We start from the raw sequence: 26,452 nt of genomic DNA, 5'->3' as shown, positions 1-26,452 counted from the left end.
TTAAAACTGAATGACTTAGTGTAATGTGCGTATCAGTATATCACAAAGTAGATTCAGATAAGTATTTATTGGTTAAAAAATAACAGAACCATTTTAACAGGCTGTGATTCCAAGCGGATGATTGGATTATGCTTAAAATTAACCACAAACGATGAAGCAACACCGCCATCTAAATTGGTTGCACTTTTAATTACTTGATCAATTTTTTGTGCAACTTGATTTAAAACACTAATCACATCTGAAATGCTGACCGGTGAAAAATAAAATATGCCAATATCACCATTATTAAAAATAACTAAGATGCTTCTTTGACGCAATTTATTACCATAAACTACATTTTCTTTATTTTGATCATATAATAAAGGACCTGCTTGAAATGCGCTATATAACTTAGCATGCTGATAGGCTTTCTTTGCATAAATTGCTAATTCACCTTGTTTATTTATATTGATAATTGCAGATAATAAATCATTAGATACAAATCTTGTATACTTTTTACCATCGAGCATTAATAAGCCATTAGGCTTAAACTGTTCACGATAGAAGCCACCATTAATTGCAACCATCGCACCTTGTTCATCACTGACTTGAGCAAGTGTTTTTGCATCACTCCAGTTTTGGGATAATAAACGTGCTTGATAATGATTCTTTTTTAATAAAATCATATCAACATCAATAGGAAAATGTTTGTAACGATTAACTGTAATATGTTGATAAGTGCCACTGTCTTTTGGCAGCTTACGCACTGGACTAATCGTTAGTTGCCAAGTTGCAGCATAAACGCTAGTAAAACTAAAAATACTAATGAAAAAATTTAAAACCAATAATCTAAGTTTCATTCAACTTCAATACCTAAGCGACTAGATACTTCTTTATATGCTTCAATAACATCACCTAAATCTTGTCTAAAACGGTCTTTATCCATGATTTCATGTGTTTGTTTATCCCACAGGCGACAACCATCAGGTGTAAATTCATCACCTAATAATAGTTCACCACCAAAGCGACCAAATTCAAGCTTATAATCGACAAGCTCTATACCTGCATCATTAAACAAAGCTTTTAAAATCTGATTAACTTTAAATGTTAATAACTTCATTTTCTCTATTTCAGCTTCTGTTGCTAAATTCATCATCAGAATATGAGATTCATTGATCATAGGATCACCCAATGCATCGTCTTTATAAAAAAACTCAAACACAGGACTTTCAAAGCGAAAACCATTTTCTAAACCTAAACGTTTAACAATTCCCCCTGAAGCAATATTTCTAACAACACACTCAACTGGAATCATTTCAAGTGACTTCACAACTGATTCATTATCTGATAGCTTTTCAACAAAATGTGTTTTAATACCGTTTTTTTCAAGTTCAGTCATAATAAATGCATTAAACGCATTATTAACTTTACCCTTATCTTTTAATGTTGCCGATTTAACACCATTAAAAGCAGTCGCATCATCACGATAATGCATAATATAACAATCTTTTTGATTCGTTTGATAAATATTTTTTGCTTTACCTTGGTATAGTAGTGCTTGTTTTTCCATTCTATACAACCTTTAATGATCTTTAACTATAAGTTATTTTGTAGCGTTAATAATAATGTTTTTGTTTGCTCTATCGGCATGATATGACCATCTTTATCAAACACTTGAACATAGGTTTTACTACCTTGATCAGAAGTTAAAAGTCCAAATGTTAGCCATTGACTTATTGATGTACTATCTGCTGTATCGACATTACGAACATAAACTAAATACTGGTAATTTGTTTTTTCTTTAAGTGCAATAAAGAAAAAGCCTTTATCCTTATCCGAACGTATAATATGGTACTTTGAAGCTTTAACTGCCTGTTCTACTTTTGGCCAGACTTCTGCCTGTGCTAATGGCACAATTAAGGCAGCTTTATTAGTACTCTCATCAATGAATAATTGGCTACTAACTGATAATAAACTTACTTCTTTAGTAATAAATGTCTCTTTTGCTTTAGCATTAATTTGATTTGATAGTTGCTGTAAATGCTTTTGAGTATCCTTTGATGCTTTCATTGGTTTTAATGTAACATCAGTAATATCAAAGGCTTTATCTTCAGCAACATTGAGACTAAAACGCTCTTTAACCGGCACATTATTATTTTGCTGATTTACTTGTGGCATTGTCACAGTAATTGTTGTTAAATTATCTTTTGTTACGAGCACATAACCTAAGTTTTGTAATACCACTTTAAAATAGGCCAATGATTCTGGCATTGGTGCTAAAACTCTCCAGGTTAAAGCATTTTGTGTTACTTGTAATTGTTTCAGTGGGTATTGAATCTGAATATCGCTATCACCACCTTGGTATAATGCTTGAATTCGGCTATTTAATTGTGTTAGTAATGCATAAACTTCATCATCGGCTACTAAGTTTTCTTTTTGATCAAATACAGATAATCTTGTTTTTTTATCTTTTGCAGTTAAATAAAGCCAATATTTTTTTGATGGTTCTGCTACAGAAACCACTTCAAAAGAATGTCCTGTTCGACTTTGCTTAACGATCTCAAAATCTGGAATACTGGTTAATTCTTTTGCAACAATTTCGTATGCCTTATTAAGCTCAGTATCAATAACGAGTAATCCGTATTTACCTTTAACAAAGGTTAATGATGATTCGGCCGACTGTGCTTGTAAGTTTTTCAATAACGCTAAAGGATATTGTTTTTGGTAATTTGGTGGTACAAGATCTGTTGGCATCGTCTTAACCGGTTGGTACTGATCTTTACCTTCAGGTACTTGCATCGTAGGCTTTATCGTTGTCGTTTTCTCTAATGATTCAGGTACTTTAATACCTTGTGTTTGATAGACATCGGTTTTTAGATAATCATCTTCACGATCTCTAAACATACTACAGCCAATTAACGCAGTTGTTGAACCAGCGATAATTAAGCATTTAACAATTGATTTGATTTGAATTGTTTTTATATTAGACATAAATCCATTACTCTTTTATCTCTTAAATATATCGAAAAATAGTATACTACAGTTTTGCTTAATTTTGAGAGTGAATTTTAGCATTGGGATAAATTCACAGCAATCGCAAGGCCAGCTAATGATGTTTCTTTATATTTGGTTGACATATCTTGACCAGTTTGCTTCATTGATTTAATCACATCATCTAAATGGACGTTATGTTCACCTGTTTCTAATAATGATAATTTAGCCGTATTAACTGCTTGGGAAGCACCCATTGCATTTCTTTCAATACATGGAATTTGTACCAAACCACCAATTGGATCACAAGTGAGACCTAAATTATGCTCCATCCCCATTTCTGCTGCATTTTCAATTTGCGCACTGGTACCACCTAAAATTGCACAAAGCCCTGCAGCAGCCATCGAAGTTGCAACACCAACTTCTCCTTGACAACCTACTTCTGCCGCTGAAATTGACGCACCTTTTTTAAATAAAATACCAATAGCACCAGCTGTAAGCATATATTCAACAATATTTTTTTCTTTTTCTGCTTCTGATAAATCTGTTGATTTTAAATGATAATATAATACAGCTGGAATCACACCTGCTGCACCATTGGTAGGCGCTGTAACTACCTTACTACCTGCTGCATTTTCTTCATTAACTGCAATTGCATAAGTATTTAACCAATTCAAATCAGTAAATGATGTTTTCGCTCGAGTTAATTTTTCATTTAATTTAGCTGCACGTCTTGTAACCCTTAATTTACCAGGTAATTTTCCTTCAGTTACTAAGCCTCGTTCTATTGAATCGGCCATCACATACCATATTTCTAATAACTTATGTGTTATCTCTGCTTCTGAAAAAGTTTGTTTTTCATTCTCAAGCATAACTTCAGCAATTGATAATTGTTGTTTATCACAATGCGCTAATAACTCTCTTGCTGTATCAAATGGATATGGCATATCATTTTCAGCAGCTACAGGTTCACCTTCTTTAGCCTGCTCTTTAATTTCATTCTCATCAAGAACAAAGCCACCACCAATTGAAAAATAAGTGCCTTCTGATAAAAGCTTATCACCTTGATAAAAAGAAAACTTAACGCCATTTGCATGCTCAGGTAGCGCTTGATCAAAATGAAAAATCAAATCTCTAGTCTCAATAAATTGAATTGCTTTACTAGTATTTAATTTAAGTGTTTCTTCTGTACGGACAGATTCAATTTTTTCATTAACCGTTGCTGCGTCTATTTCTTCTGGTGTTTCTCCTAATAAACCTAAAATAACTGCGATATCAGTACAGTGTCCTTTACCTGTTAACGCTAATGAACCATATAAATCAATAACCACACGATCACAAAGATCTATTTGCTTTTGATTGCTATCAAGAAAACGTTTAGCTGCTCTCATCGGCCCAATCGTGTGTGAACTGGAAGGACCAATACCAATCGAATACATATCAAAAACACTAATACTCACATTTTTACTCCTTTATTTTAAAAGAAATACCCCATCCCTATTCTTATAAGGTATCTATTATGTTTATTTTTAATTAGAATGTAGGTTACTGCTTTTATAAAGGAATTACTATTTGTATGTTAAAAGAGAAACTGTTTATTAGCTTGCAATACATTATGCCACAGCATTTATTGTCACGGATTGTTGGTAAACTTGCATCTTCTAAATCTAAAAAAATCAAAAACTTTTTAATTAAATTATTTATAAAACAATATGATGTAAATCTACAAGAAGCATTAAGCGCTGAGATAGATGATTATTTATCTTTTAATGATTTTTTTACGCGTCAATTAAAACCTCAATCACGCACTATCGCAGCGCAGCATGACCAGGTCATATCGCCTGCTGATGGCACCATTAGCCAACTGGGTAAAATAAATCACAGTCAAATTATACAAGCTAAAGGCAAATCATTTTCCATTTTAGACCTATTAGGTGGTGAAACACATTACCATCAGCAATTAAAATCAGGCTCTTTTATCACCGTCTATTTATCACCTAAGGATTATCACCGTGTTCATATGCCTTATCCAGGTAAATTAATTTCAATGACTTATGTTCCTGGAAAATTATTTTCAGTTAATAATACAACTGCCCGTTATATTGATGGATTATTTAGCCGAAACGAGCGTGTAGTATTATTTTTTGAGACCGATATTGGTATCATGCCTGTCATCTTTGTAGGTGCTTTTTTTGTTGCCAGTATCTATCTTAATTTTCACGGTACTGTCACCCCCAATAAAATTGGTAAAGTACAGCACTGGGAGTATAAAGATCAAAATTTAAGCTTTAATAAAGGCGATGAATTAGGTTACTTTCAGTTTGGCTCGACAGTAATTACTTGTTTTGAAGAAGACAAAATTGAATTTGCGCCAGAATTTAAAAGCCAAGTTAAAATACAAATGGGGCAAATGATTGCCTCAACTAAACCTGCATAATCACCATAAAAATAGGCAATGTAATAATTGCAAATAAAGTACCTAGAATTGTACTACTGGTACTTTCCTCAGTTAAGGCATTATAACGTAAGGCAAACATCGTTGTCATTGTTGCTGTAGGCATAGCACAGAGTAAAACAACTTCTTTTGCAAGTAACCCTTGAATACTAAATAGAGCGACTAAACCAAGCATAATCACAGGGTGTATGGCATTTTTAAGTATAATATTAAGTATTACCCCTTTAGAGAACTTAATCATAAAGCTCGACATAATCAACCCAAGTGCAAATAATGAAGCGCCTGAAGTAGTATTACCAATTAGCTTAAGACTATCTTCTATAATATGTGGTAATGGAATACCAATAAATGCATAAATAATGCCTAAAATGGGCGCAAATACTAAAGGCTTTTTGATCACATTAATAAGATTTTCAATGAAAATTTTAAATAATTGTTTACGATTTCCAGATTTTAACTCAAGTAGTACAACCGTAACAGGAATCATAAAAACGCTTGAAATAATATTACCAATCACAATAGATACTAAAGCTGTAGAACCAATAATTTCTAGAAAAATGGGAATCCCCATAAAGGCCATATCTGGAAATGAACAAACAAACGCAGCCTGTGCAGCATCATGAGATGAACGCTTCATCATCATCCTATGAATAACAAAACTAATTAAGTACATTCCCATCAAACCAATAAAAAAAGCAAACACAAACTTAAGATCTAAAAGCACACTTAGTTTTGTTGTTGCAGTAATGATAAATAATAAACAGGGAAAGCTAAAATTCATCACATAGGTTGCAAAGCTTTTACTATGTGTTTTATCAATAATTTTAAAAAAGCCAGCTAACCAACCTAAAAAAATCACAAAAGCAACAGGTATTAATGCATTTAAGATCGTTGAAAACATAGAAGTACTTAACTGATATTAATTATTGATTTCATATATATTACAATGGGAAATTTAGGTTATCTAGCACATACACTGAATCTTTTAAAAATTATAAAAACAAATTAATCCAAAAGCTTATCCACCAATTGATCTAAATGCTCAGATATTTGCTTTATGTAGTTTTTAGCAACCTTTTCTAAGGCTAAAAAATTACTTTTTCGTGTGTCATTTATTTCATCATTGACTGATGAATCTATAATTGGGCTAAAGTGATAATAATTTTCTGATTGACCTAATAAATTTAAGGCATGAAACGTTTGAAAGTAACCGAGCTTTTCTGAACATGAAAATAAGCGGCCCAATAACTGAGATGCAAAGCGCTTATCAATATCAGATGAGTATGGTTTATACACTTGACTGCGCCCGTTACCTAAAGATACCAATATTACTTCTTTTGAGTCACTATTATTGTTCATTACATTAGCCTCAATCAACGCTGACATTGACGGGTTATTCGAAAATAATGCACCATCTAAAAAAGTCATATCAGGATTTTGTATCCGCTCAATAATTTCATAAATATTATGCTGATATAATGAATACTGACTTGGCAAGTGCAAAGACTTTCTTTCTGTTAAATTTATATCTAACTTAATCATGCCATCATCAGATATAATCTTATTTTCCTTTAATATCTCTATTATATGATTTCTATCATTTAGATTTTTTAAAACATCTATAAATGATGATTCTCTCACCTTTTTATCTGAGAAAGACTTTACTGTTACAGGATTAAAATAAAATGGCATCGCACAGGTTGCTGCAATAGCATCTTTTACATAAAAATTATATTCAGGGAGTATCTTTGCATGATGCTGTTTAAAAAAAGCTAACCAATTTCGATTTGGCTCATAGGCTGTAATTAATGAAGGTTTAATAAAGTCTCTAACTTCTAAGTCTGTAAATATATCACACATACACTGGATAAAACGCTTTGAAGAATAATCAGGGTTACGCATTGATTTATTGGTTTTTAGGTCAAAAAATGAACTTTCAATCATGCTCTGACAAACTAGTTCATAAATAGTACTCATCGTATATGGTTTATTATTTTTATCAACTGGTGATAAAATCAATGCTGCAATTAGACCACCAATGCTTGTACCTGCAACTAAATCAAAATAATCAATTAATCTTATTTTCTGAGCGGATTTTTTATTTAATCTACTTTCTAATTCCTGAAGAACCATTGCTGAAAAAACAGATCTTACCCCTCCACCAAAAATTGATAAAATACAAATCTTTTTCATATTGAGTCATTATCCATTATCAAAAATAAACACAATATAAATATATCAAATCATGACAGTATTTTCTTAAACATCACTTTTCCAACGCTTAACCATCTCCACATCAATATCAAATAAATCTAATACTCTACAAACACTATGGTTGACCAAATCATCAATACTTTGTGGTTGATTATAAAAAGCTGGTACTGGTGGTGCGATAATTGCACCAATTTCTGTTGCTTTCTTCATATTTTCAATATGACCTAGATGAAATGGGGATTCACGTACCATTAATACTAAGCGCTTACGCTCTTTTAAAATCACATCTGCTGCACGAGTTAAAAGATTTGTAGTGGTACCATTTGCAATTTCAGCTAATGAACGCATTGAACACGGGGCAATAATCATTCCCTTAGTATGATATGAGCCACTTGAAATACAAGCAGCAATATTATCAACTGAATAACATACATCAGCTAAATCTCTTAATTCAGCAGCACTATAATTACTCTCATAATGTCTTACTTGCTCAGCAGCTTTTGATATAATCAAATGGCTTTCAAAGTTCGTTTGTTTTAATGTCTCTAATAAGCGAATACCATAAATTATGCCTGACGCACCACTAATACCAACAATTATTCGTTGTTTATTTGTTTTAATTTTCTCAGTCATTGAATACTCACTATTACCTCTAATTAAACTACATTATATCAATAAAGCATAAGAATAGGTTAAACGATTTATATCTACTTAAAGCATTTCAATTTAATTTTTTTTTCTCTATACTTGAGCTTATTTAAAATTAACACACCCTTAATATAAAAATAGTTTGGATATACGATGTTAGAATACATTACAAGAACCATTGGTACTGAAAAACGATATGCAGTTATCTGGCTACATGGTCTTGGTGCAGATGGCCATGATTTTGAATCAATCATACCTGAATTAAATTTACCCAATGATGCTAATATCGAGTTTATTTTTCCACATGCGCCAATTCGCCCTATTACTATTAATGGTGGTTACTCTATGCGAGGTTGGTATGATATTACTGATATGGGTTCTATTGACAATAATATTGATATTACAGGCATTAAAGACACAATTGAGCAAATTACTAATTTGGTCAACTATGTGATTACAAATGGTATTGCTTCAGAGAATATTATCTTAGCTGGTTTTTCACAAGGTGGTGCTATTGCAACTTATTATGCACTTTTTTCATCAAAGCCATTTGCAGGATTAATGGCTTTATCTACTTACCTACCTGGTTGGAATCAACTTAAACCTGATGTTACAACAATCAATCAATCAATGCCAATAGCCATTGCCCATGGACTTTATGACCCGATCGTACCTATTCAAGCAGGTGAGCATTTGTATCATGCCTTAATTGATTGTCAGTTTAAGCCTATATTTCATCGCTATCCAATGGAACATAGCCTTTGCTTAGAAGAAGTTCAAATGATTAGAGAGTTTTTATCTCATACATTTAACCTAAAATTAAAAACGCTATAAGTAGCCTATTTTATGATAAAAAATGATACGCTTCGAATTGCAACAAGAAAAAGCCCATTAGCGCTATGGCAGTCTGAGTATATTAAATCTCAACTACTTAAACATTACCCTCAATTAGATATTCAATTTGTATTATTACAAACTGAAGGTGATAAACGCTTAGAAACACCACTTAATGCTATAGGGGGTAAAGGCTTATTTATGAAAGAGCTTGAAATTGCAATTAAAGAAAATAAAGCTGATATTGCTGTTCATTCATTAAAAGATGTACCTTATCAGTTACCAGAAGGATTTTTCCTAGCTAGCTTTTGCAAACGTGAAAGTCCATTTGATGTCTTTGTTTCTAATCAATACACATCAGTTGATAGTCTACCAAAAGGCGCTATTATTGGCACTTCAAGCTTACGTCGCCAAGCACAACTTCTAAACTACCGCCCTGATCTTATTATCAAACCAATTCGAGGAAATGTTAATACTCGTTTAAGTAAATTAGATCAAGGGGAATATGATGGTTTAATACTTGCACAAGCAGGTTTAAAACGTCTTAACTTAATAGAACGGATTAAACAAATCATACCCGATTATTTAATGCTACCAGCTCAAGGTCAAGGTGTAATTACTGTTGAGTGTTTAAAAGAAAATTCATCATTAATTAATATGCTTTCAGCAATCAATGATAGAAAAACACAAGCTGCTGTTATTGCAGAGCGTACTTGTAATGAGTATCTACAGGGTAGCTGTCATGCACCCATTGGTGTTTATGCTAGTGAAGAAGGAGAAAACTTATTTCTAAGAGCAATTGTTTTAAGTGCTGATGGTAGAGATGCAATTAAAGCTGAATCTTTAGGCCATGACCCAAGCTATCTAGGTAAAATAGTTGCCGAATCCTTATTAAAGCAAGGTGCTAAAGCACTACTGAAGTAAACAAATAATTAAAGTTAATTAATTATATAACTTATTTTAAAGCTTACTCGCTTTATAACCTTTTATTAAATTCCACAATGGCTTAAGCATTGAAAAGTCATAATTAGGTACGATCATATCCAATTTTTTAGCCACATAAAGCGCTATAGCAATAAAAATAAATGAGGCGACAACATCAGCTAGATAATGCCATCCGGTTATAAAAACACTAACAACAAGAAGCATAGAGTATATTGTAACAAAATAACGAAAACCAAATTTTTTCACTGGCCACCAAGCACTTAATATAAGTAATGAAGCAATTACATGCCAAGATGGAATTGAAACACAAGCACTAACAACATGTGATGTTGGATTATTACGTAGCTGAAGATAATCATTCTTAACCGCTAAAACTTGTTTTGTAAAATTAGCAGCAGGATATGAATAAGCAGGACCAATTGACGGGAAAAAATAGCAGAATATATAGGTTAATGCCATCAAAAATAAAAACATAAAAATCAATCGCTGATAACTTTTCCAATTAATAATCGGCATTAAAATTAAAGTTATGATCGCACTATATTCTAAACTCATATAGACATACTGAAAAAATTCACTCACTAGTGGTAAATTATTTCTAAAATAATCCGTAATATCTGCAACATTAAAATGAAAAAATGCATCAAATTTAACTAAATAAGTATCAACTAAAGGATAGGGTACTAAGGGTAAATCTGCTGAACTATAGTGACAAAATAAAAATACCATTACTGATATTGACATAAACGTCAAAATATTGACTACTAGCTTGGATAGCTCTTCATTTCGAATAAGTTTAAAATATATGATAACCTGGGCCATTGTATATAAACTTAATGATGACCAAATAAATATTAGCACAAAATTCCAATCAAATTTAATATATTGAACTCGCCATTGGATCATAGCCATTAACATAAAAGCAAAAAGGCCAGCTAATATAACTGCATGTTTTTTTAAAAAAACCAGAAAAATTCTCATCTAAACAAACCCACCACTTATTTATATTAAATACTACTAATTAAATTATTCAGCTACATAACTTATTTTTTTAATTTTCTTGTTAATTCGATACCCTTTTATAATATTCCATAGCGGCATTAACATTGAAAAATCATAAGTAGGTACAGTCATATCTAGTTTTTTAGCCGTATAAAGCCCTATACCCATAAAAATAAATGATGCAATAGCATCAGCTAAATAATGCCATCCAGTAATAAATATACTTATAATAAGCAATGATGAATAAATTGCAACAAAATAACGAAAGCCAAATTTTTTCACAGGCCACCAAGCCATTAGGATCAGTAAAGAACCAATCACATGCCAAGATGGGATTGAAACACAAGCACTAACCGCATGTGATGTTGGATTGCTACGCAGCTGAAGATAGTCATTCTTAACTGCTATAACATTCTTTGTAAAATAAGCATCAGGATATGAATAAGCAGGGCCAATTGATGGAAAGAAATAGCAAAATATATAGGTTAATGCCATCAAGAATAAAAACATAAAAGTTAATCGCTGATAACTTTTCCAATTAATAATTGGTATTAAAATTAAGGTTATAATAGTGCTTATCTTTAAACTGGCGTAAATGTATTGAAAAGCTTCACTAACTAATGGCAAATTAACTCTAAAATATTCTGTAATATCTGCAACATTAAAGTGGAAAAATGCATCAAATTTCACTAGATATGCATCAATTAAAGGATAAGGCACTAAGGGTAAATCTGCTGAACTATAACGACAAAATAGATAAACTATTAGCGATATTGAAATAAATGTCAAAATATTAACTGTTAGTGTAGAAAGCTCTTTCTGACGAATAGGTTTAAAATATTTGATAATCTGTGCAATAATATATAGACTAAATGATGACCAAATAAAGACAATTACAAATCCCCAACCAAACAAAGGATATTGAACTTTCCATTGAATCATAGCCATTAACAAAAAAGCAAAAAGACCAGCTAATATAACTGCGTGTTTTTTAACAAAATCCAGAAAATTTTGCATCGAAACAAACCCCTAAAATATCACACATTTATTATTCTAATTATTATTAACGAAGAAATTATATAATACTCATGACAAGAAAACAACCATCGATACAAATTAATTGTGCGACTTTTATACAATATTTATATGTACAACTCTAGTTATATTATTTTAGAGGACTAAGTTAGTTGTATTAATTAATTCACAAAAACGCCCAATTGATGATAAAGAATTTGCATGTGCATCGTCATTTTGTGCCTGACATGCATCTGATATAACTATTACTTGATAATCACGGTCATGTGCATCACGAGCGCTATGATCTACCGCATAATTAGTTGCAACACCTAAAAGAATAATTTTTTCTATTTTTTGAGCACGTAGTAAACTTTCTAAATCTGTATTATAAAATGCACTAACTCTATGTTTTACAATAATAAAATCATCATTTTCTACATTTAATCTTTCATCAAAATCACACCCCCAGCTATCTAATTGTAGCGCACCAAATTCAGCTGTCTTTGAAAACATCGGTGAACTTTTTGGACACTCCATATAATTTGGACTAAACCCTACCTTCACATGCGCGATTGGCATTTGCTTATCTCGAGCCCAAGCAAGCACCTTATTTGCGTTTTCAATAACCTGATAATCTGTAATTCGATCAGCATAATGGGCTATTTTACCTTTTGGATTTACTATATCATTAATATAATCTAAAGTTAAAATTAATGTATTTTTCATTTTTTATTACTCCTATTTAAACATTACTATTATTTATTTAATAAATAAATCATTGATAATAAATAAGCAAATGACTTTACATTCCCAACAAATCTACTAGATTATGCTATAATCGTAAATCATTTATATCTACATACATGATTAGGAATACTTAACGTGTTTAAATTACCACCGCTTAAATCATTAATTATTTTCGATGCCGTTGCGAGAATGCTGCATTTTGCAAAAGCCGCAGAAGAATTAAATATTACACCAAGCGCTGTCAGCCAGCAGATTAAAATCCTAGAAAACTACCTTGGTTGCTTTTTAGTTAAACGTGACAATAAATCCGTTAGTCTAACACCACAAGGTAAGCGTTTTCATAAAAATATCCATGAAGCACTTAAGATGATTTCATCAGCTACAGAAGCACTAAAGCCAACTAAGTCAAATATTGTTCATTTAGAAGTTGCCACAACACTTGCAATGCAGTGGTTAATTCCAAGCTTACCTAAACTACAATTAGAACATCCTGAAATTGAGCTTATTATTTCGACAAATGTAAATACACAAACTGAACAATCTCAGATGATACCTGATATTTCAATTATTCCTGAGAAATATACACCAAATAACCCACACCACTTACTTTGGTTAGATGAACTCATTTTAATTACCTCCCCACTTATAAAAGAAAAAAATATCATTGATGCAATTAAAAAACATACAGCGATTAGTGTTGCCCACCCTATGAGAACTTCAGATTGGCAAGTTTTTTGTCAACATCATCAAATTCAACCACCTAAAAACACATTAGTTCTATCTAATACAATTCAAGCAATTGAAGCTGTGAAAAATAATGTTGGTATTTTAGTTACTCACCTACCTTTGGTTTATCAAGAAATAGAAAATCAGCATATTAAAATTATTGGCAACTTAGTTGCAACTGGCAATGCATTCTACTTACATTATACACCGCAAAGAATTCCTTCAACCAATGCCCGAAAGGTCAGAAATTGGCTATTAAAACTTGTTGAGACAATAGAGATAATCAAAGATAATTAATCTATTCTTGTTAAATTACTAGTCAGTAATTATTTTAACTTCTTTTAAAGATTTCACTTGGCTTCTTATAGTATTTTAGATCAAAATAATAACCTGTTACTCATGGAAAGATTCTGATAGATACAAAGGAGCTTTAATGTGATAAAAAAACTAGTGCTTTTAGGCACCATCCTCGCATTATCATCGAACTATACTTATGCAGCTGAGCATACAGATCAAGCAAAAGATACACAAGCACAATTGGCAACACTTGAACAATTACAACAAGAAGTTAATGAATTAAAAGCACAAGTAAAAACAAAAGACCATGAAAATGAAACCAGCAACTTAAAATATAAAACGCCTAGAAGCACTATTTATTTAGACCATAATGTTGATCATACCTATTTAGAAGGCTTATCTTCCTCAACTCGAGCATTAAGCTTATTACAAGTACGTAATAAGTTTGGTAATAATGCCATGGTCTTAGGCGGTCAAATTGAGACCGATACACAAATCTGGTGGGGAGATAAAATTAATGTTATCAATCAAGATGGTGGGTCAACTACCATTGAAAATGGTTCAGGTACCTTCTTAACTGGCGCTAATCTTGATTTACTCTATAACTCAGGCGAATGGATACAAATTTATTTTGAAACGATTACCTTTCAAGATAGTAATGGAATTGAGACAAGCCCTGAAAGTGCATTTATAACATTTGGTAATTTAGATAAAACACCATTTTTTGCAACTGTCGGTAAAGGCCGCCCAATGTTTGGTACTTTTCCAGGTGCACCTTGGGCTGCATCAATTGAACAAGGCTTATTTAGGCCTGGCTATATTAATAACCTTACCCTTGGTTATAATAAAGGTAACTTTATTACTAACTTCACTTATATCAAGCCTTCTACCAGTAATGGCACATTTTTAATTGATTCATTCTACAGCTACGATATTCCAAATACAAAATGGACTCTAGGCGGAAATATTGGCTATGTCCATGATGTCAATGATACTGGTATGGGTATTACATCAACACCTGATACAGAGAATAAGCGTACACCTCTGGTAAATGTTGAAGGTAATATTACTTGGCGCGATTATACCCTTTATTCAGGCTGGGAATCTACCTTAACCAATAACCCCGTATTCGATAATAATGGTTTATCTGGTGTTTGGTATGTGCAAGGCGTTTATGAACCTACAATATTAGGCAAACCAACGATGTTTTCAGCATCCTATGCACAAAGCTATAATATGAGTGGTGTCTACTTTCCAATGGCTGCAAGCGCTGGTGAACCAGTCTCTATTAAAGGGCCTCATCAGCAATTTTATGTATTTGTCTCAAGAAATATTATTAGTTCGGTAACATTAAGCCTAGAGTATGCATGGCTTAAAACCTATGATGATCAAGAAAATAACACGGTCACCTTAGATACAACCATTTATTTCTAGCATTTAAGTCTTATACTATAAGTAAATAACACTTGATAAAAGCATATTAAAGGTATCATACTATGTCTGTCACTCAATTTGACTTAACAAAATACTTAGATGATTTACTACAAAAAGAACTAATAAAAGATTACTGCCCCAATGGTTTACAAATTGATAGTCATAATAAAACGATTAATAAACTAATTAGTGGCGTTACAGCTTCAGAAAGTTTAATCAATCAGGCAATTAAAGAAGATGCAGATGCGTTAGTCGTCCATCATGGACTTTTTTTTAAAGGCGAGCCACAGACAATTACCAGCTGGAAATTTAAACGAATTGAAAAATTAATTAAACATAATATCAGCTTATACGCCTATCATTTACCATTAGATGTACACCCTATTTATGGCAATAATGTTCAATTAGCAAAAGAACTTAATTTAAATATTACAGGCACATTCGAAACTGGCACACAACCGGCACTTGGCTTAACTACTGAAGTTACATCTAGCATTAAACTGAATACTTTAGCAGAACGTATAGAGTCTAGCTTACTAAAAAAACCATTAGTCATTCAGTCTGACTATATTCCTAATAGCATTAAGCATATTGGCATCTGTACAGGTGGTGCACAAGATTTTATTTCATATGCAAAAAATGCACAATTAGATGTCTATATTAGCGGTGAAATTTCTGAGAGAACAACACACCTTGCAAGAGAATTGGGAATACATTATATTGCTGCTGGCCATCACGCAACAGAACGTTATGGTATCAAAGCACTTGGTGAACATATTGCACAATTTTTCAATTTAGAACATAAGTTTATCGACATAGATAATCCCGTATAATTGCTATATGATCGCTTTGCACAAAATTTAGTAATGTGTTAGAATCGTTGCAGCATCATATTTAATGCAGATTTAAATTTTAAGGAGCTTTATCATGGCAGGATCAGCAGCTGAAAAAAATAGCCAAAGCAAAGCAAGGGTTATTAAAAAATATCCAAATCGTAGGCTCTATGACACGGCAATTTCTAGTTATATCACTTTAGATGATGTAAAAGCTTTAGTGCTAGAGTGTGAGGATTTCGCCATTGTTGATAGCAAAAGCAAGGAAGATATTACACGTACTGTATTAATGCAAATTATTAATGAACAGGAAGAAACAAGCGACAAGCCAATGTTTAATAATGATTTTTTACAACAAATTATTCGTTCATATGGTAATAGCATGCAGGATATTTTAACTAATTATTTTGATGAATCGATTGAATTATTTCTATCACATCAAAAAAATATTCAAGATAAAGTTTCAACCATGCTTGATGCAACAAACCCATTAAATCAAAGTAGTAACGAACTTAATCCAATTGACTACTTCCAAAATCTAGCACAAAAAAATCTAGAGCTATGGCAAAAATCATGGCAAAACCTACACAAAGGCAAAAATGAAAAAAGATAAGTAGAATTAGTAATATATCATTCTTTTAGCTGCCTTGCTAACTGGCGAAAATGAGCCTCTGAAACTACATTATCTCTTAAAACAAATAGCCGATATACTTTTTTTAAACCAACAACTTTTAAGTCAAGTGCAATAAAAAAACGACTTACCATTGTACTAGGCAATGGCTTTACCAAATAAATTTGACCATTTTTTAATTCAATTTGATACTGATGATTTTTCACTGACAAAGACAGAATTGAATGGTTAGCTATTTTTAAATAACTTCTTAGCCAAAATAATATCAACATTGCTGTTATCACAGCAATAAATACCAATTTAAGCCATAAGTTGAAATTTAATACACTAATTGCATAAATTCCAATAATATAAAAAACAAATTGCATTATAATCATTGTTTTAGATGACTTAAATCTTATAATCATATATCGCTTAATTTATATTATATATAGCTTTATTTATATCAAATAAAAAATGTCTTAATCAAGCATATTACTTCTAGCTAACGATTTTCTAATAAATTAATAAATTGACGTATCTTTGGCTGTACAAATCGATGTCTTTGAAAATAGGCATATAAGGGTATCTCACAATTAAATTGATCTCTTAATATTTCAACTAATGCTCCTGACTCAATTTCATCTTTGATCACATACTCATGCAACTGGATTATACCTAGTCCTTTTAAGGCACATTGTTTCATAAAATGTGCATCATTTAACTTTAGCCTTGCCCCTAATTGTGGCATTAATCGATTATCTTTAAGATCAACAATTGGTGTTGTGATTTTTCTACCTAAATGTGGAATATAGTGATGATCTTTAAGCGCCATAACCGTCTCTGGCATACTATATCTAGCTAAATAGTCAGGTGATGCACAAAGTATATAACGTGTTTTACCAATAATTTTTCTTACAATATCATCTGGTGCTGGAAAGTTAACACCAATGACAATATCAATGGCTTCTTTATTTAAATCAGGCATTCGCTCTTCAGTATATAGTTCAACATCCACTTCGGGAAATTGAGATAAATACTCTTGTAATATAGATACTAAATGAGCTTCTGCAAAATATGGATTAGAGCTAACTCTAAGTGTACCTGATGGATAATCAGTAAAACCAGAAACTAAATTATTCATTCGATCAAGCTGCTCTTTTAATCGAACAGCCTCTCGATATAATAATTTTCCCTCTTCAGTTAACTGAATTGATCTTGTAGTACGAATAAATAGTGGCACCTGATAAGACTCTTCTAATAAACGAATACTTTGACTAACCGCTGCTTTGGATACATTTAAAACCTTGGATGCTTGGGTAATACTCTGATTTTTGGCAACTTGCAAAAAAGTTTCAATATGATGTAATTGGTGCTTCATAGTGATCAATTATAAATTTATTCTTAACAATAGTTAATTATATTCAATATTGTCAATCAAATCAAAACATACTATCCTCTAGAGCTAAAAACATAATAATAGGATTATTTCTTATGAATATTGGCAAAAAAACCATTTTACTAAGCTATATTTGTATTGCTTCAATCTCAGCAACAATAATTACACCAGCATTGACACAAATACAACAAAGCTTTCACTTAAGTAGCAATCAAATTCAGTGGGTTATCTCTATTTTTTTAATTGGCTATGTTTTTGGACAATTACTCTATGGACCAATAGCCAACCGCTATGGTAGCTTACAATCACTAAGGTTTGGATTAATTATTAATTTAATGGGTATTATCATTTGTGTAGTCGCAACCATTATTTCAAGCTATACGCTACTTTTAATCGGTCGTTTTATTACCGCATTAGGGGCTGCAAGTGGATTGAGTTGCACCTTTATGCTGATTCATGCTTATTTAAATGACCAGCAAACAAAAAGCATACTATCTTTTTGTATCGTCTCATTTACCATAGGCTTAGGCATATCGATACTTATTGGCGGCATGGTAACACAGTATTTAAACTGGCAAGACTGCTTTATCGTATTATTTATTCATGGTGCCATTATGTATCTGACAACCTTTATATTTGATAAAGTAAAAAATACTCACCATAGAATTAATTTAGCCGTCATTATTAGTGATTATTTTACTGCTTTAAAAAATAAATCTTTAGTGATATTTTCACTGATGCTTGGTAGTGTGACTATGTTTAGTTATGGCTATGCTTATAGCGCACCACTTTTTGCAATTAATGAATTGCATTTATCACCTAGTGTTTATGGTCTATGGAATTTACTAACCATATTTGGTATGCTTTCAGGTGGCATTTTAAGTTCATTTTTAATGAAGTATCTCGGCGCTCAACGCTTATTAAAGTTAAGCGTTGTGTTAGTCATACCATGCCTTATATCATTATTAATTTTATCCTTAACCAATAGTCATAACATCTTATGGTATTTTATATCTGCTATGTGTGCATATGCCGCATTTGGACTTATTTTTCCTTCTGCCTCTTACTTTGCAACCCTAAAAGCAAAAGATAAAGCCAGCGCATCTAGTATGATGTCATTCTTAAATATGGTATCGGCAACCATTGGCGTTATTATTATGGGCTATTTAACCATTAATCCAGTATTGGCAATGGTGTGTGTTTTAGGAGTATTTTTTATTATTATTGCGCTAAACTCATTTAAGCAATTAAATAATCATTTAAGCAAATTATAAAAAAATCTCAACCCACAAAAATAACCCTAGCATGATTAAAATCACGCCTGTTACTTTAACTATATAAATCGTATATTTATCAAGTTTTGCTTTTAATTTAGGATAAGATAGAATAAAGCTTAAAGTACAAAACCATAAAAATACGATTAAAAATAATTCGATTAAAATAGCAAAACCAAACCCCACACCAAAGTCTTGATAAGGTATAAGCGTAAACATGGCAATAAAAAATAAAATGCATTTTGGGTTTAATAAATTTGTTAAAAAGCCTTCTCTATATAGACTAAAGCGTGAGAATAAACGCGCTTGTGGCCGATTCGATTCTACAGCTTTCATGGGTATTACTTTTTCTTTTAATGCGCCTATACCTAAATAAACCAAATAACTCCCACCTAATATAGCTACCGCATCAAAAAGCCATACAGAATGGCTAATTAAAGCAGCTAAACCTAACAAACAGTAGCTGACGTGAATTAAAATAGCAGAAGCTATACCTAATGCTGTAAAAATACCACCTTTACGATCATATAATAAGGTGTTTTTCATCACAACAGCAAAATCAGGACCAGGTCCCATAGCAGCCAATAAATTTAAAAGCCCTAAAGTAAATAACGTCTCAAGCACTAAAGCATTTCCCCAAACAAATAAACCATTATATTCAATTTGGTTTTAATTTTCCAAATTCTTATGTATTTTCCACCAATAGGTGATCACCAGTAATAACATCAAGGCACTATAAATCACCACTACTTCAATAACCACATCCGCATTGATAAAGCTCTCTACAAATGAAACTAAGCTTGTAATTAAGACATTCACTAAATACATTACAGCAGCTGCAGCACCTGAAATATGGCGAAATAATGACATACCCTTACCCATTGATAAAGGAAAAATAAAACCACAAACAAAAAATACTAAAACACTAGCAATTAATAATATTGCATAGCTATTAGGGAAAAATAGGTTAATTAATAATAAAGTGACTAATACAATCGCAATAATATGTACTGTGCTTAAGAACAATATCTTTACTTGGAAATGCTTTAATAAATAACGGCATAGAAAAGTAGATGGCAGAAATACCGCCCCCATAATTAAGGCAATTTTACCAAAATATGCAGCTGAATGACCAAAGACATTTTGAATTAAAAAAGGACCTAAGGTTTGAAAGGTAATAATCATCGCATAAGTAATGCCCATAGAAATAACCAACGCCATAAAAAGATCATGGCCTAATACTTCTTTTAAGCTACTTTTCATCTGTTTAAGACTTAAAGTTTGCTTTTTAGCAATAGTCTCTGGAACAGTCATAAAAATAGCTATAAAGAACATAATAGCGACCAGTAAGAAAAAAACAAAGCCTGCTTGCCAATTAAAATAAAATTGCAAGTAACCACCAATAACAGGGCCAATAACAGGCCCTAATCCCCACATAGCCCCCATTACTGGTCCTAATTTAACCAAGCGTTCTGGCTCTAGTGAATCAGAAAAAATAGCACGAATTAATACAGCAACCGCACCAACGGCTAGCCCTTGAGCTAACCGTGAAATTAATAATACTGTTACATCAGGCCAAAGAACGGGTAATAAACTAAAAATTGCAAATGCAAACATTGAAATACGAAGAAGTTTCTGCCTACCAATTGCATCAGTTAAAAACCCAATAAAGAAATTACCTAATGCATAGCCAAGTAAATAAAGTGATATTACTCCTTTTACTAGTGCATCTGATAAATTAAGGCTTTGACTAATTGCCGGTAATGAGGGTGCGACTAAATCAACAGCCATACCAACAACTGGCATAAATAATAACAAAATTATAAACATTGTATTTTGCTTTTTTGCATCTGTATTTGAATTTTTATTTATATTCATTTCATGTAATCCTGAACGATTTTATTTTTATAATTGATAGATGATATAATAACATTATAATAAATCAAATATATGTAATTTATCATGCAGATAAATAAATTTTATACACATAGTTAAGGCACACGTATTCTATAGGTATAGTATACCTATATGCAACTCAACTATCAAATGAAAAAGAGTGTAAAAAGCAAAAAAAAAGCCAAATGTATTAAAATACACTTAGCTTTTAATTAATTTTCTAAATAAGAAAAGTTTATTTTAGTATTATTCTTCGTCAGCTTCAATTTCAATCGGGCGATCAACTAACTCAATAAAAGCCATAGGCGCTGAATCACCAAAGCGATGACCACATTTTAAAACACGTGTATAACCACCTTGACGCTCACTATAACGAGGGCCTAATGTTTCAAATAACTGCTTAACCGCTTCTTTGTTACGAATTCTTGCAAATGCAAGGCGACGAAGTGCTACAATTTTATCATTACGCTGTTGTTCAGTTAGCTCTTTATCCTGACGAATAGCTGTTTCACGTTTGGCTAATGTAATTAAAGGCTCAACAACACCACGTAATTCTTTAGCTTTAGCTAAGGTTGTTTTAATAACCTCATGTTTAATTAAAGATGCCGTCATATTACGAAACATCGCACGGCGATGGCTGGAAGTACGTCCAAACTTACGGCTTTTTCTCTGATGACGCATTGGTAATATTCCTTCTTGTTAAAATTATTACTTATTTATTTACCCATTAACTCTTCAGGTGGCCAACTATCAAGTCGCATGCCTAAAGAAAGTCCTCGCTCAGATAAGATACTTTTAATTTCAGTCAAAGATTTGCGACCAAGATTTGGTATCTTAAGCAAGTCGGACTCAGTATATTGTACTAAGTCACCTAAAAATCTTACATTCTCTGCTTTCAAACAATTAGCAGAACGAACTGTTAACTCTAAATCATCAACTGGTCTTAATAGCACTGGATCAACATCAGGTGTATCACTTTGCTTTGCTAAACCAATTGGTGCTTTCAGATCAACAAATACAGATACCTGCTCATACAAGTAAGTCATTGCAAGCTCAACAGCTTCACGTGGATCAATCGTACCATTTGTTGAAATAGACAATGATAATAGTTCACTATTACCATCGATAGCTTCAACTTCAAAAGCACACTGAGACAATGGATTAAATCCAGCCTCTAAAGTCATCACACCAATAGGACGAACTTCACTTTCAGCTAAATTGACATCTTGATTAACACTAAACCCACGGCGACGCTGCAATAAACGTAAAGTCATCGCAAACTCACGATCACTAGTTACATGAGCAATTACAAAGTCAGGATTAATAATTTCAGCTTTACCTGAAGTTTCAATATCTCCCGCTGTAATTGTACATGGTCCCTGTTTATTAATTGTCAAATAGACTTCATCATAACCTGGCTCTAGTCGTACAGCTAGTTGCTTTAAATTCAATAGAATTTCAACAACATCTTCTTGAACACCATCTAATGTTGAATATTCATGCAGTACACCATCAATTTGAGCTTCAACAACTGCAGCACCTGGAATTGATGATAAAAGTACTCGTCGCAATGAATTCCCAAGCACATGAGCAAATCCAGCGGCAATCGGTGATAAAGCCACACGATAACGATTGGTACCTATCAGCTCTGCTTCACCCAGCTCTGGTTTATAAAGCTCTGTAGGACACTCTGACATGGATTGACCTCTTTTAATTATGTTTTAAGTTAATAGTTTACTTTGAATACAACTCGATGATTAGCTGTTCATTAATATCAGCTGATAATTCTGAACGATCAGGCTCACTTTTAAAAACACCTTCCATCTTCGTTTCATCAATCTCAATCCAAGAAACAGGTACACGTTGCTTAGATAATTCCATAGCATTTTGAATACGCAATTGTTTCTTAGATTTTTCTCTAATTGCAATAACATCCTCCACATTTACTTGGTATGAAGGAATATTACAGCTTTTACCATTGACTAAAATTGAACGATGAGATACAAGCTGTCTAGCTTCAGCACGAGTCGCACCAAATCCCATACGATAAACAACATTATCAAGACGGTTTTCTAATAGTTTTAATAAATTTTCACCCGTGTTACCTCTACGGCGAGCCGCTTCAGTATAATAACGTCTGAATTGATTTTCTAGTACGCCATAAATACGACGAACTTTTTGTTTCTCTCTTAATTGCAAACCATAATCCGACAAACGAGCACGTCTAGCACCGTGTTGACCAGGTGCTGTATTAGCTCTACACTTTGCTTCAAATGGTTTAACGCCGCTTTTTAAAAACAAATCAGTGCCTTCGCGACGTGAAAGTTTACACTTAGGTCCTAAATATCTTGCCATAATTTTATAACCTCATTCTTATACACGACGCTTTTTAGGCGCACGACAACCATTATGCGGTAAAGGTGTCACATCAGTAATACTGGTGATTTTAAATCCTTTCGCATTAAGTGCTCTAACCGCTGATTCACGACCAGGGCCTGGGCCTTTAATAAATACGTCAATATTTTTAACACCAAACTCCTGTGCTTGAGTACCTGCACGTTCTGCAGCAACCTGCGCTGCAAACGGCGTACTCTTACGCGAACCACGAAAGCCACTGCCGCCAGCAGTAGCCCATGCAAGCGCATTACCTTGACGATCAGTAATGGTCACAATGGTGTTATTAAATGAAGCTTGAACATGCGCCATAGCGTCAACTACGGTGCGTTTTACCTTCTTACGAGAAGATGTAGTTTTGGATGTTTTTGCCATAACACTATTTATCCTATCGTTATTATTGTCTTACGCTCTAATCGGCTTACGAGGCCCTTTACGCGTACGTGCATTCGTTTTAGTACGCTGTCCTCTAACAGGCAAATTACGACGATGACGACGGCCACGATAAGTACCTAAATCCATCAAACGTTTGATGTTCATTGATACTTCACGGCGTAAATCACCCTCTACCGTATAATTTCCAATCTCGTTACGCAATGCATCGAGCTGCTCTTCCGATAATTCTTTTATTTTAGTTTGCGGATCAATACTAACCGCTTGACAAATCTCTATAGCTCTCGGACGACCGATGCCATATATTGCAGTCAGTGCAATATCTGCATGTTTATGATCTGGGATATTAACGCCAGCTATACGGGCCATTCACAAATCTCCTAGTTTATTTTTTAGTTAAAATTATTACCCATCTACGCAAAGATCACTCAAGATATAACAAACTGATCAAAAAATCAAGATTATTAATATTAACCTTGTCTTTGCTTATGTCTTGGGTCACTGCAAATTACACGTACAACGCCATTTCTACGAATCGTACGGCAATGTCTGCACATTTTTTTTACAGATGCTCTTACTTTCATTATCAAATCCTCTTTATCTACCAAAGCTCGTTAAATTAGCTTTTTTCAATAGTGAATCATACTTTGTTGACATCATATGCGATTGAACCTGAGCAATAAAGTCCATGATTACAACAACAACAATTAAAAGTGATGTTCCACCAAAATAAAACGGCACACTCCAAAACTGCATTAAAATTAATGGTAATAAACAAACTGCCGTTATATAAATTGACCCAACAAGAGTCAAGCGACTCATTGTAGCATCAATATACTTCGCTGTCTGCTCCCCAGGTCTAATTCCTGGTATAAATGCGCCAGATTTTTTTAAATTATCTGCTGTTTCTTTAGGATTAAAGACTAATGCCGTATAAAAAAAGCAGAAAAATATAATTGCAATAGCAAAAACGATTAAGTATAACGGTTGTCCTGGCGCTAAAGCCAGTCCAATTTTACCCAACCATGTTAATCCTGAAGTTCCACTACCAAACCATTGACCAATTGTTGCTGGAAATAGCAAAATTGATGACGCAAAAATAGGCGGAATGACACCTGCCATATTAATTTTTAGTGGTAAATGGCTACTTTGTGGTGCATACATTTTACGGCCTTGTTGTCTACGGGCATAATTAACCGTAATTCTGCGTTGAGCTCGCTCCATATAAACAACAAAAGCGGTTACTGCTAATACAATAATGACAATAAACAGTAATACAATTAAAGATAAGTCACCACGCTGTGTTTGCTCTAAGGTATGAACAATTGCCGTTGGTAAGCCTGCAACAATACCTGAGAAAATTAACATAGAGATACCATTACCAACACCGCGTTCTGTCATTTGCTCACCTAGCCACATCAAAAACATACTACCTGTTGTTAATGTAACTACCGCAGAAATATAGAACATAATCGGTGAAACACCTGCTAAAATTAGGCCTTTTCCCGCTAAAAATTTAGCAATACCTAATGATTGAAATAATGCCAAGGCAAAGGTTGCATAGCGAGTATATTGAGTAATTTTACGCTTGCCTGATTCACCTTCTTTTTTTATTTCTTCAAGTGATGGTACAACTTGTGTTAATAGTTGAAAAATAATTGATGCAGAAATATAAGGCATCACGCCTAGTGCAAAAATAGTAAATCGAGATAGTGCACCACCAGAGAACATATTAAACATGCCCAAAATAGTGCTATCCTGCCCGCTAAAAAACTGTGACAACTGATGAGGATCAATACCAGGAACTGGTATATAAGACCCTAACCGAAACACAATAATCCCTATTAATACAAACAGAAGGCGGTGTTTTAACTCTGTTAATCCACCGCCTTTATTCATCATCTTTTTTTGTCTAGACATTTTAAGCCTTATTTATTCAACTTTTCCGCCAGCAGCCTCAATTTGTGCTTTTGCCCCTTTAGTACAATGAAGACCAACAACATGAACTGCTTTTGTTACTTCACCACTTGCAATCACACGTGCACTAAGCATATCTTTACGAATTAAACCTGCTTGCTTTAAAGTGTCTAAATCAACAACATCACCTTCAACAAGTGCTAATTCAGATAAACGAATTTCAGCTACTGTGAATGATTTTCTTGATTTAAAACCAAATTTAGGTAAACGACGCTGAATTGGCATCTGACCGCCTTCAAAGCCAACTTTATGATAACCACCTGAACGCGCTTTTTGACCTTTATGGCCACGCCCTGATGTTTTACCTAAACCTGAGCCAATGCCACGACCAACACGCTTTGCAGTCGTCTTTGAACCAGGAGCAGGCGCTAAAGTATTTAAATGCAT

General features: G+C 33.0%; 30 protein-coding genes. 8 read left to right on the top strand and 22 right to left on the bottom strand.

Annotated features, from left to right (window positions below):
• Positions 1-65: 65 nt before the first annotated feature.
• From KFE69_01860 to KFE69_01845, 4 genes are all read right to left on the bottom strand, one after another.
• Positions 66-839 carry a phosphodiester glycosidase family protein gene (locus KFE69_01860; GenBank protein UTW42910.1) on the bottom strand — a complete coding sequence of 258 codons (774 nt, stop codon included), beginning with the start codon at positions 837-839 and terminating at the stop codon, positions 66-68.
• A complete protein-coding gene (purC, locus tag KFE69_01855; GenBank protein ID UTW42909.1) occupies positions 836-1,549 on the bottom strand; it encodes a phosphoribosylaminoimidazolesuccinocarboxamide synthase in 714 nt (237 codons plus the stop codon). Before purC ends, KFE69_01860 begins: the two co-directional genes overlap by 4 nt.
• A gap of 26 nt (positions 1,550-1,575) precedes the next feature.
• Positions 1,576-2,970, bottom strand: coding sequence for a hypothetical protein (locus KFE69_01850; protein ID UTW42908.1), 1,395 nt, complete (start codon positions 2,968-2,970; stop codon positions 1,576-1,578).
• A gap of 77 nt (positions 2,971-3,047) precedes the next feature.
• Positions 3,048-4,409 carry an L-serine ammonia-lyase gene (locus tag KFE69_01845; GenBank protein UTW43946.1) on the bottom strand — a complete coding sequence of 454 codons (1,362 nt, stop codon included), beginning with the start codon at positions 4,407-4,409 and terminating at the stop codon, positions 3,048-3,050.
• Positions 4,410-4,546: 137 nt separating this feature from the next.
• Between KFE69_01845 and psd the strand changes: the two genes are divergently transcribed.
• The gene (gene psd, locus KFE69_01840; GenBank protein UTW42907.1) at positions 4,547-5,407 is read left to right on the top strand and encodes a phosphatidylserine decarboxylase; all 861 of its coding nucleotides are present in this window, start codon (positions 4,547-4,549) and stop codon (positions 5,405-5,407) included.
• Here the strand turns inward: psd and KFE69_01835 are convergent.
• The 3 genes from KFE69_01835 to KFE69_01825 form a co-directional block, all read right to left on the bottom strand.
• A complete protein-coding gene (locus KFE69_01835) occupies positions 5,394-6,326 on the bottom strand; it encodes an AEC family transporter (protein UTW42906.1) in 933 nt (310 codons plus the stop codon). The two genes, psd and KFE69_01835, sit on opposite strands and share 14 nt — an antisense overlap.
• Before the next feature lie 104 nt (positions 6,327-6,430).
• The gene (locus KFE69_01830; GenBank protein ID UTW42905.1) at positions 6,431-7,618 is read right to left on the bottom strand and encodes a patatin-like phospholipase family protein; all 1,188 of its coding nucleotides are present in this window, start codon (positions 7,616-7,618) and stop codon (positions 6,431-6,433) included.
• 66 nt (positions 7,619-7,684) lie between these two features.
• Positions 7,685-8,272 carry a UbiX family flavin prenyltransferase gene (locus KFE69_01825; protein ID UTW42904.1) on the bottom strand — a complete coding sequence of 196 codons (588 nt, stop codon included), beginning with the start codon at positions 8,270-8,272 and terminating at the stop codon, positions 7,685-7,687.
• Between the two features lie 168 nt (positions 8,273-8,440).
• Between KFE69_01825 and KFE69_01820 the strand changes: the two genes are divergently transcribed.
• A complete protein-coding gene (locus tag KFE69_01820) occupies positions 8,441-9,121 on the top strand; it encodes a dienelactone hydrolase family protein (GenBank protein UTW42903.1) in 681 nt (226 codons plus the stop codon).
• 12 nt (positions 9,122-9,133) lie between these two features.
• On the top strand, positions 9,134-10,045 hold the full coding sequence (gene hemC / locus KFE69_01815; GenBank protein UTW42902.1) for a hydroxymethylbilane synthase: 912 nt from the start codon (positions 9,134-9,136) through the stop codon (positions 10,043-10,045).
• Positions 10,046-10,081: 36 nt separating this feature from the next.
• On the opposite strand, the gene KFE69_01810 is transcribed toward hemC, so the two are convergent.
• From KFE69_01810 to KFE69_01800, 3 genes are all read right to left on the bottom strand, one after another.
• Positions 10,082-11,047 (bottom strand): phosphatase PAP2 family protein, encoded by a 966-nt coding sequence (locus KFE69_01810; protein UTW42901.1) that lies wholly within the window; start codon positions 11,045-11,047, stop codon positions 10,082-10,084.
• A gap of 45 nt (positions 11,048-11,092) precedes the next feature.
• Positions 11,093-12,085: a phosphatase PAP2 family protein gene (locus tag KFE69_01805; protein ID UTW42900.1), complete on the bottom strand. Its 993-nt coding sequence runs from the start codon at positions 12,083-12,085 to the stop codon at positions 11,093-11,095.
• 153 nt (positions 12,086-12,238) lie between these two features.
• On the bottom strand, positions 12,239-12,811 hold the full coding sequence (locus tag KFE69_01800) for a cysteine hydrolase (GenBank protein ID UTW42899.1): 573 nt from the start codon (positions 12,809-12,811) through the stop codon (positions 12,239-12,241).
• 156 nt (positions 12,812-12,967) lie between these two features.
• Between KFE69_01800 and KFE69_01795 the strand changes: the two genes are divergently transcribed.
• The 4 genes from KFE69_01795 (at position 12,968) to phaR (ending at position 16,735) form a co-directional block, all read left to right on the top strand.
• Positions 12,968-13,855 (top strand): LysR family transcriptional regulator, encoded by an 888-nt coding sequence (locus KFE69_01795; protein UTW42898.1) that lies wholly within the window; start codon positions 12,968-12,970, stop codon positions 13,853-13,855.
• Between the two features lie 138 nt (positions 13,856-13,993).
• Positions 13,994-15,289 (top strand): LbtU family siderophore porin, encoded by a 1,296-nt coding sequence (locus KFE69_01790; protein ID UTW42897.1) that lies wholly within the window; start codon positions 13,994-13,996, stop codon positions 15,287-15,289.
• A gap of 62 nt (positions 15,290-15,351) precedes the next feature.
• Positions 15,352-16,122, top strand: coding sequence for a Nif3-like dinuclear metal center hexameric protein (locus KFE69_01785; protein UTW42896.1), 771 nt, complete (start codon positions 15,352-15,354; stop codon positions 16,120-16,122).
• A gap of 94 nt (positions 16,123-16,216) precedes the next feature.
• Positions 16,217-16,735: a polyhydroxyalkanoate synthesis repressor PhaR gene (phaR, locus tag KFE69_01780; protein UTW42895.1), complete on the top strand. Its 519-nt coding sequence runs from the start codon at positions 16,217-16,219 to the stop codon at positions 16,733-16,735.
• A 17-nt stretch (positions 16,736-16,752) separates the two neighbouring features.
• Here the strand turns inward: phaR and KFE69_01775 are convergent, their stop codons facing one another.
• Complete coding sequence (locus KFE69_01775) at positions 16,753-17,121, bottom strand: hypothetical protein (protein ID UTW42894.1); 369 nt, start codon at positions 17,119-17,121, stop codon at positions 16,753-16,755.
• A 116-nt stretch (positions 17,122-17,237) separates the two neighbouring features.
• Positions 17,238-18,119 carry a LysR family transcriptional regulator gene (locus KFE69_01770; protein UTW43945.1) on the bottom strand — a complete coding sequence of 294 codons (882 nt, stop codon included), beginning with the start codon at positions 18,117-18,119 and terminating at the stop codon, positions 17,238-17,240.
• 107 nt (positions 18,120-18,226) lie between these two features.
• Here KFE69_01770 and KFE69_01765 point away from each other — a divergent pair, with 107 nt between their 5' ends.
• On the top strand, positions 18,227-19,405 hold the full coding sequence (locus KFE69_01765; GenBank protein ID UTW42893.1) for an MFS transporter: 1,179 nt from the start codon (positions 18,227-18,229) through the stop codon (positions 19,403-19,405).
• Here the strand turns inward: KFE69_01765 and KFE69_01760 are convergent.
• From KFE69_01760 to rplO, 10 genes are all read right to left on the bottom strand, one after another.
• A complete protein-coding gene (locus KFE69_01760) occupies positions 19,400-20,029 on the bottom strand; it encodes a LysE family transporter (protein ID UTW42892.1) in 630 nt (209 codons plus the stop codon). The genes KFE69_01765 and KFE69_01760 overlap by 6 nt on opposite strands.
• A gap of 45 nt (positions 20,030-20,074) precedes the next feature.
• Positions 20,075-21,235, bottom strand: coding sequence for an MFS transporter (locus KFE69_01755; GenBank protein ID UTW43944.1), 1,161 nt, complete (start codon positions 21,233-21,235; stop codon positions 20,075-20,077).
• A gap of 312 nt (positions 21,236-21,547) precedes the next feature.
• Positions 21,548-21,982 carry a 50S ribosomal protein L17 gene (rplQ, locus tag KFE69_01750; protein UTW42891.1) on the bottom strand — a complete coding sequence of 145 codons (435 nt, stop codon included), beginning with the start codon at positions 21,980-21,982 and terminating at the stop codon, positions 21,548-21,550.
• 35 nt (positions 21,983-22,017) lie between these two features.
• A complete protein-coding gene (gene rpoA / locus KFE69_01745; GenBank protein UTW42890.1) occupies positions 22,018-22,998 on the bottom strand; it encodes a DNA-directed RNA polymerase subunit alpha in 981 nt (326 codons plus the stop codon).
• Positions 22,999-23,035: 37 nt separating this feature from the next.
• Positions 23,036-23,656 carry a 30S ribosomal protein S4 gene (rpsD, locus tag KFE69_01740; GenBank protein UTW42889.1) on the bottom strand — a complete coding sequence of 207 codons (621 nt, stop codon included), beginning with the start codon at positions 23,654-23,656 and terminating at the stop codon, positions 23,036-23,038.
• Positions 23,657-23,674: 18 nt separating this feature from the next.
• Positions 23,675-24,070, bottom strand: coding sequence for a 30S ribosomal protein S11 (gene rpsK, locus KFE69_01735; protein ID UTW42888.1), 396 nt, complete (start codon positions 24,068-24,070; stop codon positions 23,675-23,677).
• Between the two features lie 30 nt (positions 24,071-24,100).
• The gene (gene rpsM, locus KFE69_01730) at positions 24,101-24,457 is read right to left on the bottom strand and encodes a 30S ribosomal protein S13 (protein UTW42887.1); all 357 of its coding nucleotides are present in this window, start codon (positions 24,455-24,457) and stop codon (positions 24,101-24,103) included.
• A 101-nt stretch (positions 24,458-24,558) separates the two neighbouring features.
• Positions 24,559-24,672, bottom strand: coding sequence for a 50S ribosomal protein L36 (gene rpmJ / locus KFE69_01725; GenBank protein ID UTW42886.1), 114 nt, complete (start codon positions 24,670-24,672; stop codon positions 24,559-24,561).
• A gap of 13 nt (positions 24,673-24,685) precedes the next feature.
• Positions 24,686-26,008 (bottom strand): preprotein translocase subunit SecY, encoded by a 1,323-nt coding sequence (gene secY / locus KFE69_01720; GenBank protein ID UTW42885.1) that lies wholly within the window; start codon positions 26,006-26,008, stop codon positions 24,686-24,688.
• Between the two features lie 12 nt (positions 26,009-26,020).
• The gene (rplO, locus tag KFE69_01715; protein ID UTW42884.1) at positions 26,021-26,452 is read right to left on the bottom strand and encodes a 50S ribosomal protein L15; all 432 of its coding nucleotides are present in this window, start codon (positions 26,450-26,452) and stop codon (positions 26,021-26,023) included.

This window comes from bacterium SCSIO 12844 (genome assembly GCA_024397935.1).
GTDB lineage: Bacteria > Pseudomonadota > Gammaproteobacteria > Francisellales > Francisellaceae > M0027.
Note: the sequence above shows the minus strand (reverse complement) of the source record. Positions and strands in the feature narration are given on the sequence as shown.

What these genes read in the sequence shown, in the direction of transcription:
- KFE69_01755 (UTW43944.1), bottom strand. Translation starts at nt 21,235, where the DNA reads ATGTTTATAATTTTGTTATTATTTATGCCAGTTGTTGGTATGGCTGTT.
- KFE69_01835 (UTW42906.1), bottom strand. Translation starts at nt 6,326, where the DNA reads ATGTTTTCAACGATCTTAAATGCATTAATACCTGTTGCTTTTGTGATT.
- KFE69_01810 (UTW42901.1), bottom strand. Translation starts at nt 11,047, where the DNA reads ATGAGAATTTTTCTGGTTTTTTTAAAAAAACATGCAGTTATATTAGCT.
- KFE69_01775 (UTW42894.1), bottom strand. Translation starts at nt 17,121, where the DNA reads ATGCAATTTGTTTTTTATATTATTGGAATTTATGCAATTAGTGTATTA.
- KFE69_01860 (UTW42910.1), bottom strand. Translation starts at nt 839, where the DNA reads ATGAAACTTAGATTATTGGTTTTAAATTTTTTCATTAGTATTTTTAGT.
- phaR (UTW42895.1), top strand. Translation starts at nt 16,217, where the DNA reads ATGGCAGGATCAGCAGCTGAAAAAAATAGCCAAAGCAAAGCAAGGGTT.
- purC (UTW42909.1), bottom strand. Translation starts at nt 1,549, where the DNA reads ATGGAAAAACAAGCACTACTATACCAAGGTAAAGCAAAAAATATTTAT.
- KFE69_01830 (UTW42905.1), bottom strand. Translation starts at nt 7,618, where the DNA reads ATGAAAAAGATTTGTATTTTATCAATTTTTGGTGGAGGGGTAAGATCT.
- KFE69_01800 (UTW42899.1), bottom strand. Translation starts at nt 12,811, where the DNA reads ATGAAAAATACATTAATTTTAACTTTAGATTATATTAATGATATAGTA.
- rpsK (UTW42888.1), bottom strand. Translation starts at nt 24,070, where the DNA reads ATGGCAAAAACATCCAAAACTACATCTTCTCGTAAGAAGGTAAAACGC.
- KFE69_01845 (UTW43946.1), bottom strand. Translation starts at nt 4,409, where the DNA reads ATGTATTCGATTGGTATTGGTCCTTCCAGTTCACACACGATTGGGCCG.
- KFE69_01825 (UTW42904.1), bottom strand. Translation starts at nt 8,272, where the DNA reads ATGACTGAGAAAATTAAAACAAATAAACAACGAATAATTGTTGGTATT.
- KFE69_01805 (UTW42900.1), bottom strand. Translation starts at nt 12,085, where the DNA reads ATGCAAAATTTTCTGGATTTTGTTAAAAAACACGCAGTTATATTAGCT.
- rpsD (UTW42889.1), bottom strand. Translation starts at nt 23,656, where the DNA reads ATGGCAAGATATTTAGGACCTAAGTGTAAACTTTCACGTCGCGAAGGC.
- hemC (UTW42902.1), top strand. Translation starts at nt 9,134, where the DNA reads ATGATAAAAAATGATACGCTTCGAATTGCAACAAGAAAAAGCCCATTA.
- rplO (UTW42884.1), bottom strand. Translation starts at nt 26,452, where the DNA reads ATGCATTTAAATACTTTAGCGCCTGCTCCTGGTTCAAAGACGACTGCA.
- rpoA (UTW42890.1), bottom strand. Translation starts at nt 22,998, where the DNA reads ATGTCAGAGTGTCCTACAGAGCTTTATAAACCAGAGCTGGGTGAAGCA.
- psd (UTW42907.1), top strand. Translation starts at nt 4,547, where the DNA reads ATGTTAAAAGAGAAACTGTTTATTAGCTTGCAATACATTATGCCACAG.
- KFE69_01820 (UTW42903.1), top strand. Translation starts at nt 8,441, where the DNA reads ATGTTAGAATACATTACAAGAACCATTGGTACTGAAAAACGATATGCA.
- rpmJ (UTW42886.1), bottom strand. Translation starts at nt 24,672, where the DNA reads ATGAAAGTAAGAGCATCTGTAAAAAAAATGTGCAGACATTGCCGTACG.
- rplQ (UTW42891.1), bottom strand. Translation starts at nt 21,982, where the DNA reads ATGCGTCATCAGAGAAAAAGCCGTAAGTTTGGACGTACTTCCAGCCAT.
- KFE69_01850 (UTW42908.1), bottom strand. Translation starts at nt 2,970, where the DNA reads ATGTCTAATATAAAAACAATTCAAATCAAATCAATTGTTAAATGCTTA.
- KFE69_01785 (UTW42896.1), top strand. Translation starts at nt 15,352, where the DNA reads ATGTCTGTCACTCAATTTGACTTAACAAAATACTTAGATGATTTACTA.
- rpsM (UTW42887.1), bottom strand. Translation starts at nt 24,457, where the DNA reads ATGGCCCGTATAGCTGGCGTTAATATCCCAGATCATAAACATGCAGAT.
- secY (UTW42885.1), bottom strand. Translation starts at nt 26,008, where the DNA reads ATGTCTAGACAAAAAAAGATGATGAATAAAGGCGGTGGATTAACAGAG.
- KFE69_01765 (UTW42893.1), top strand. Translation starts at nt 18,227, where the DNA reads ATGAATATTGGCAAAAAAACCATTTTACTAAGCTATATTTGTATTGCT.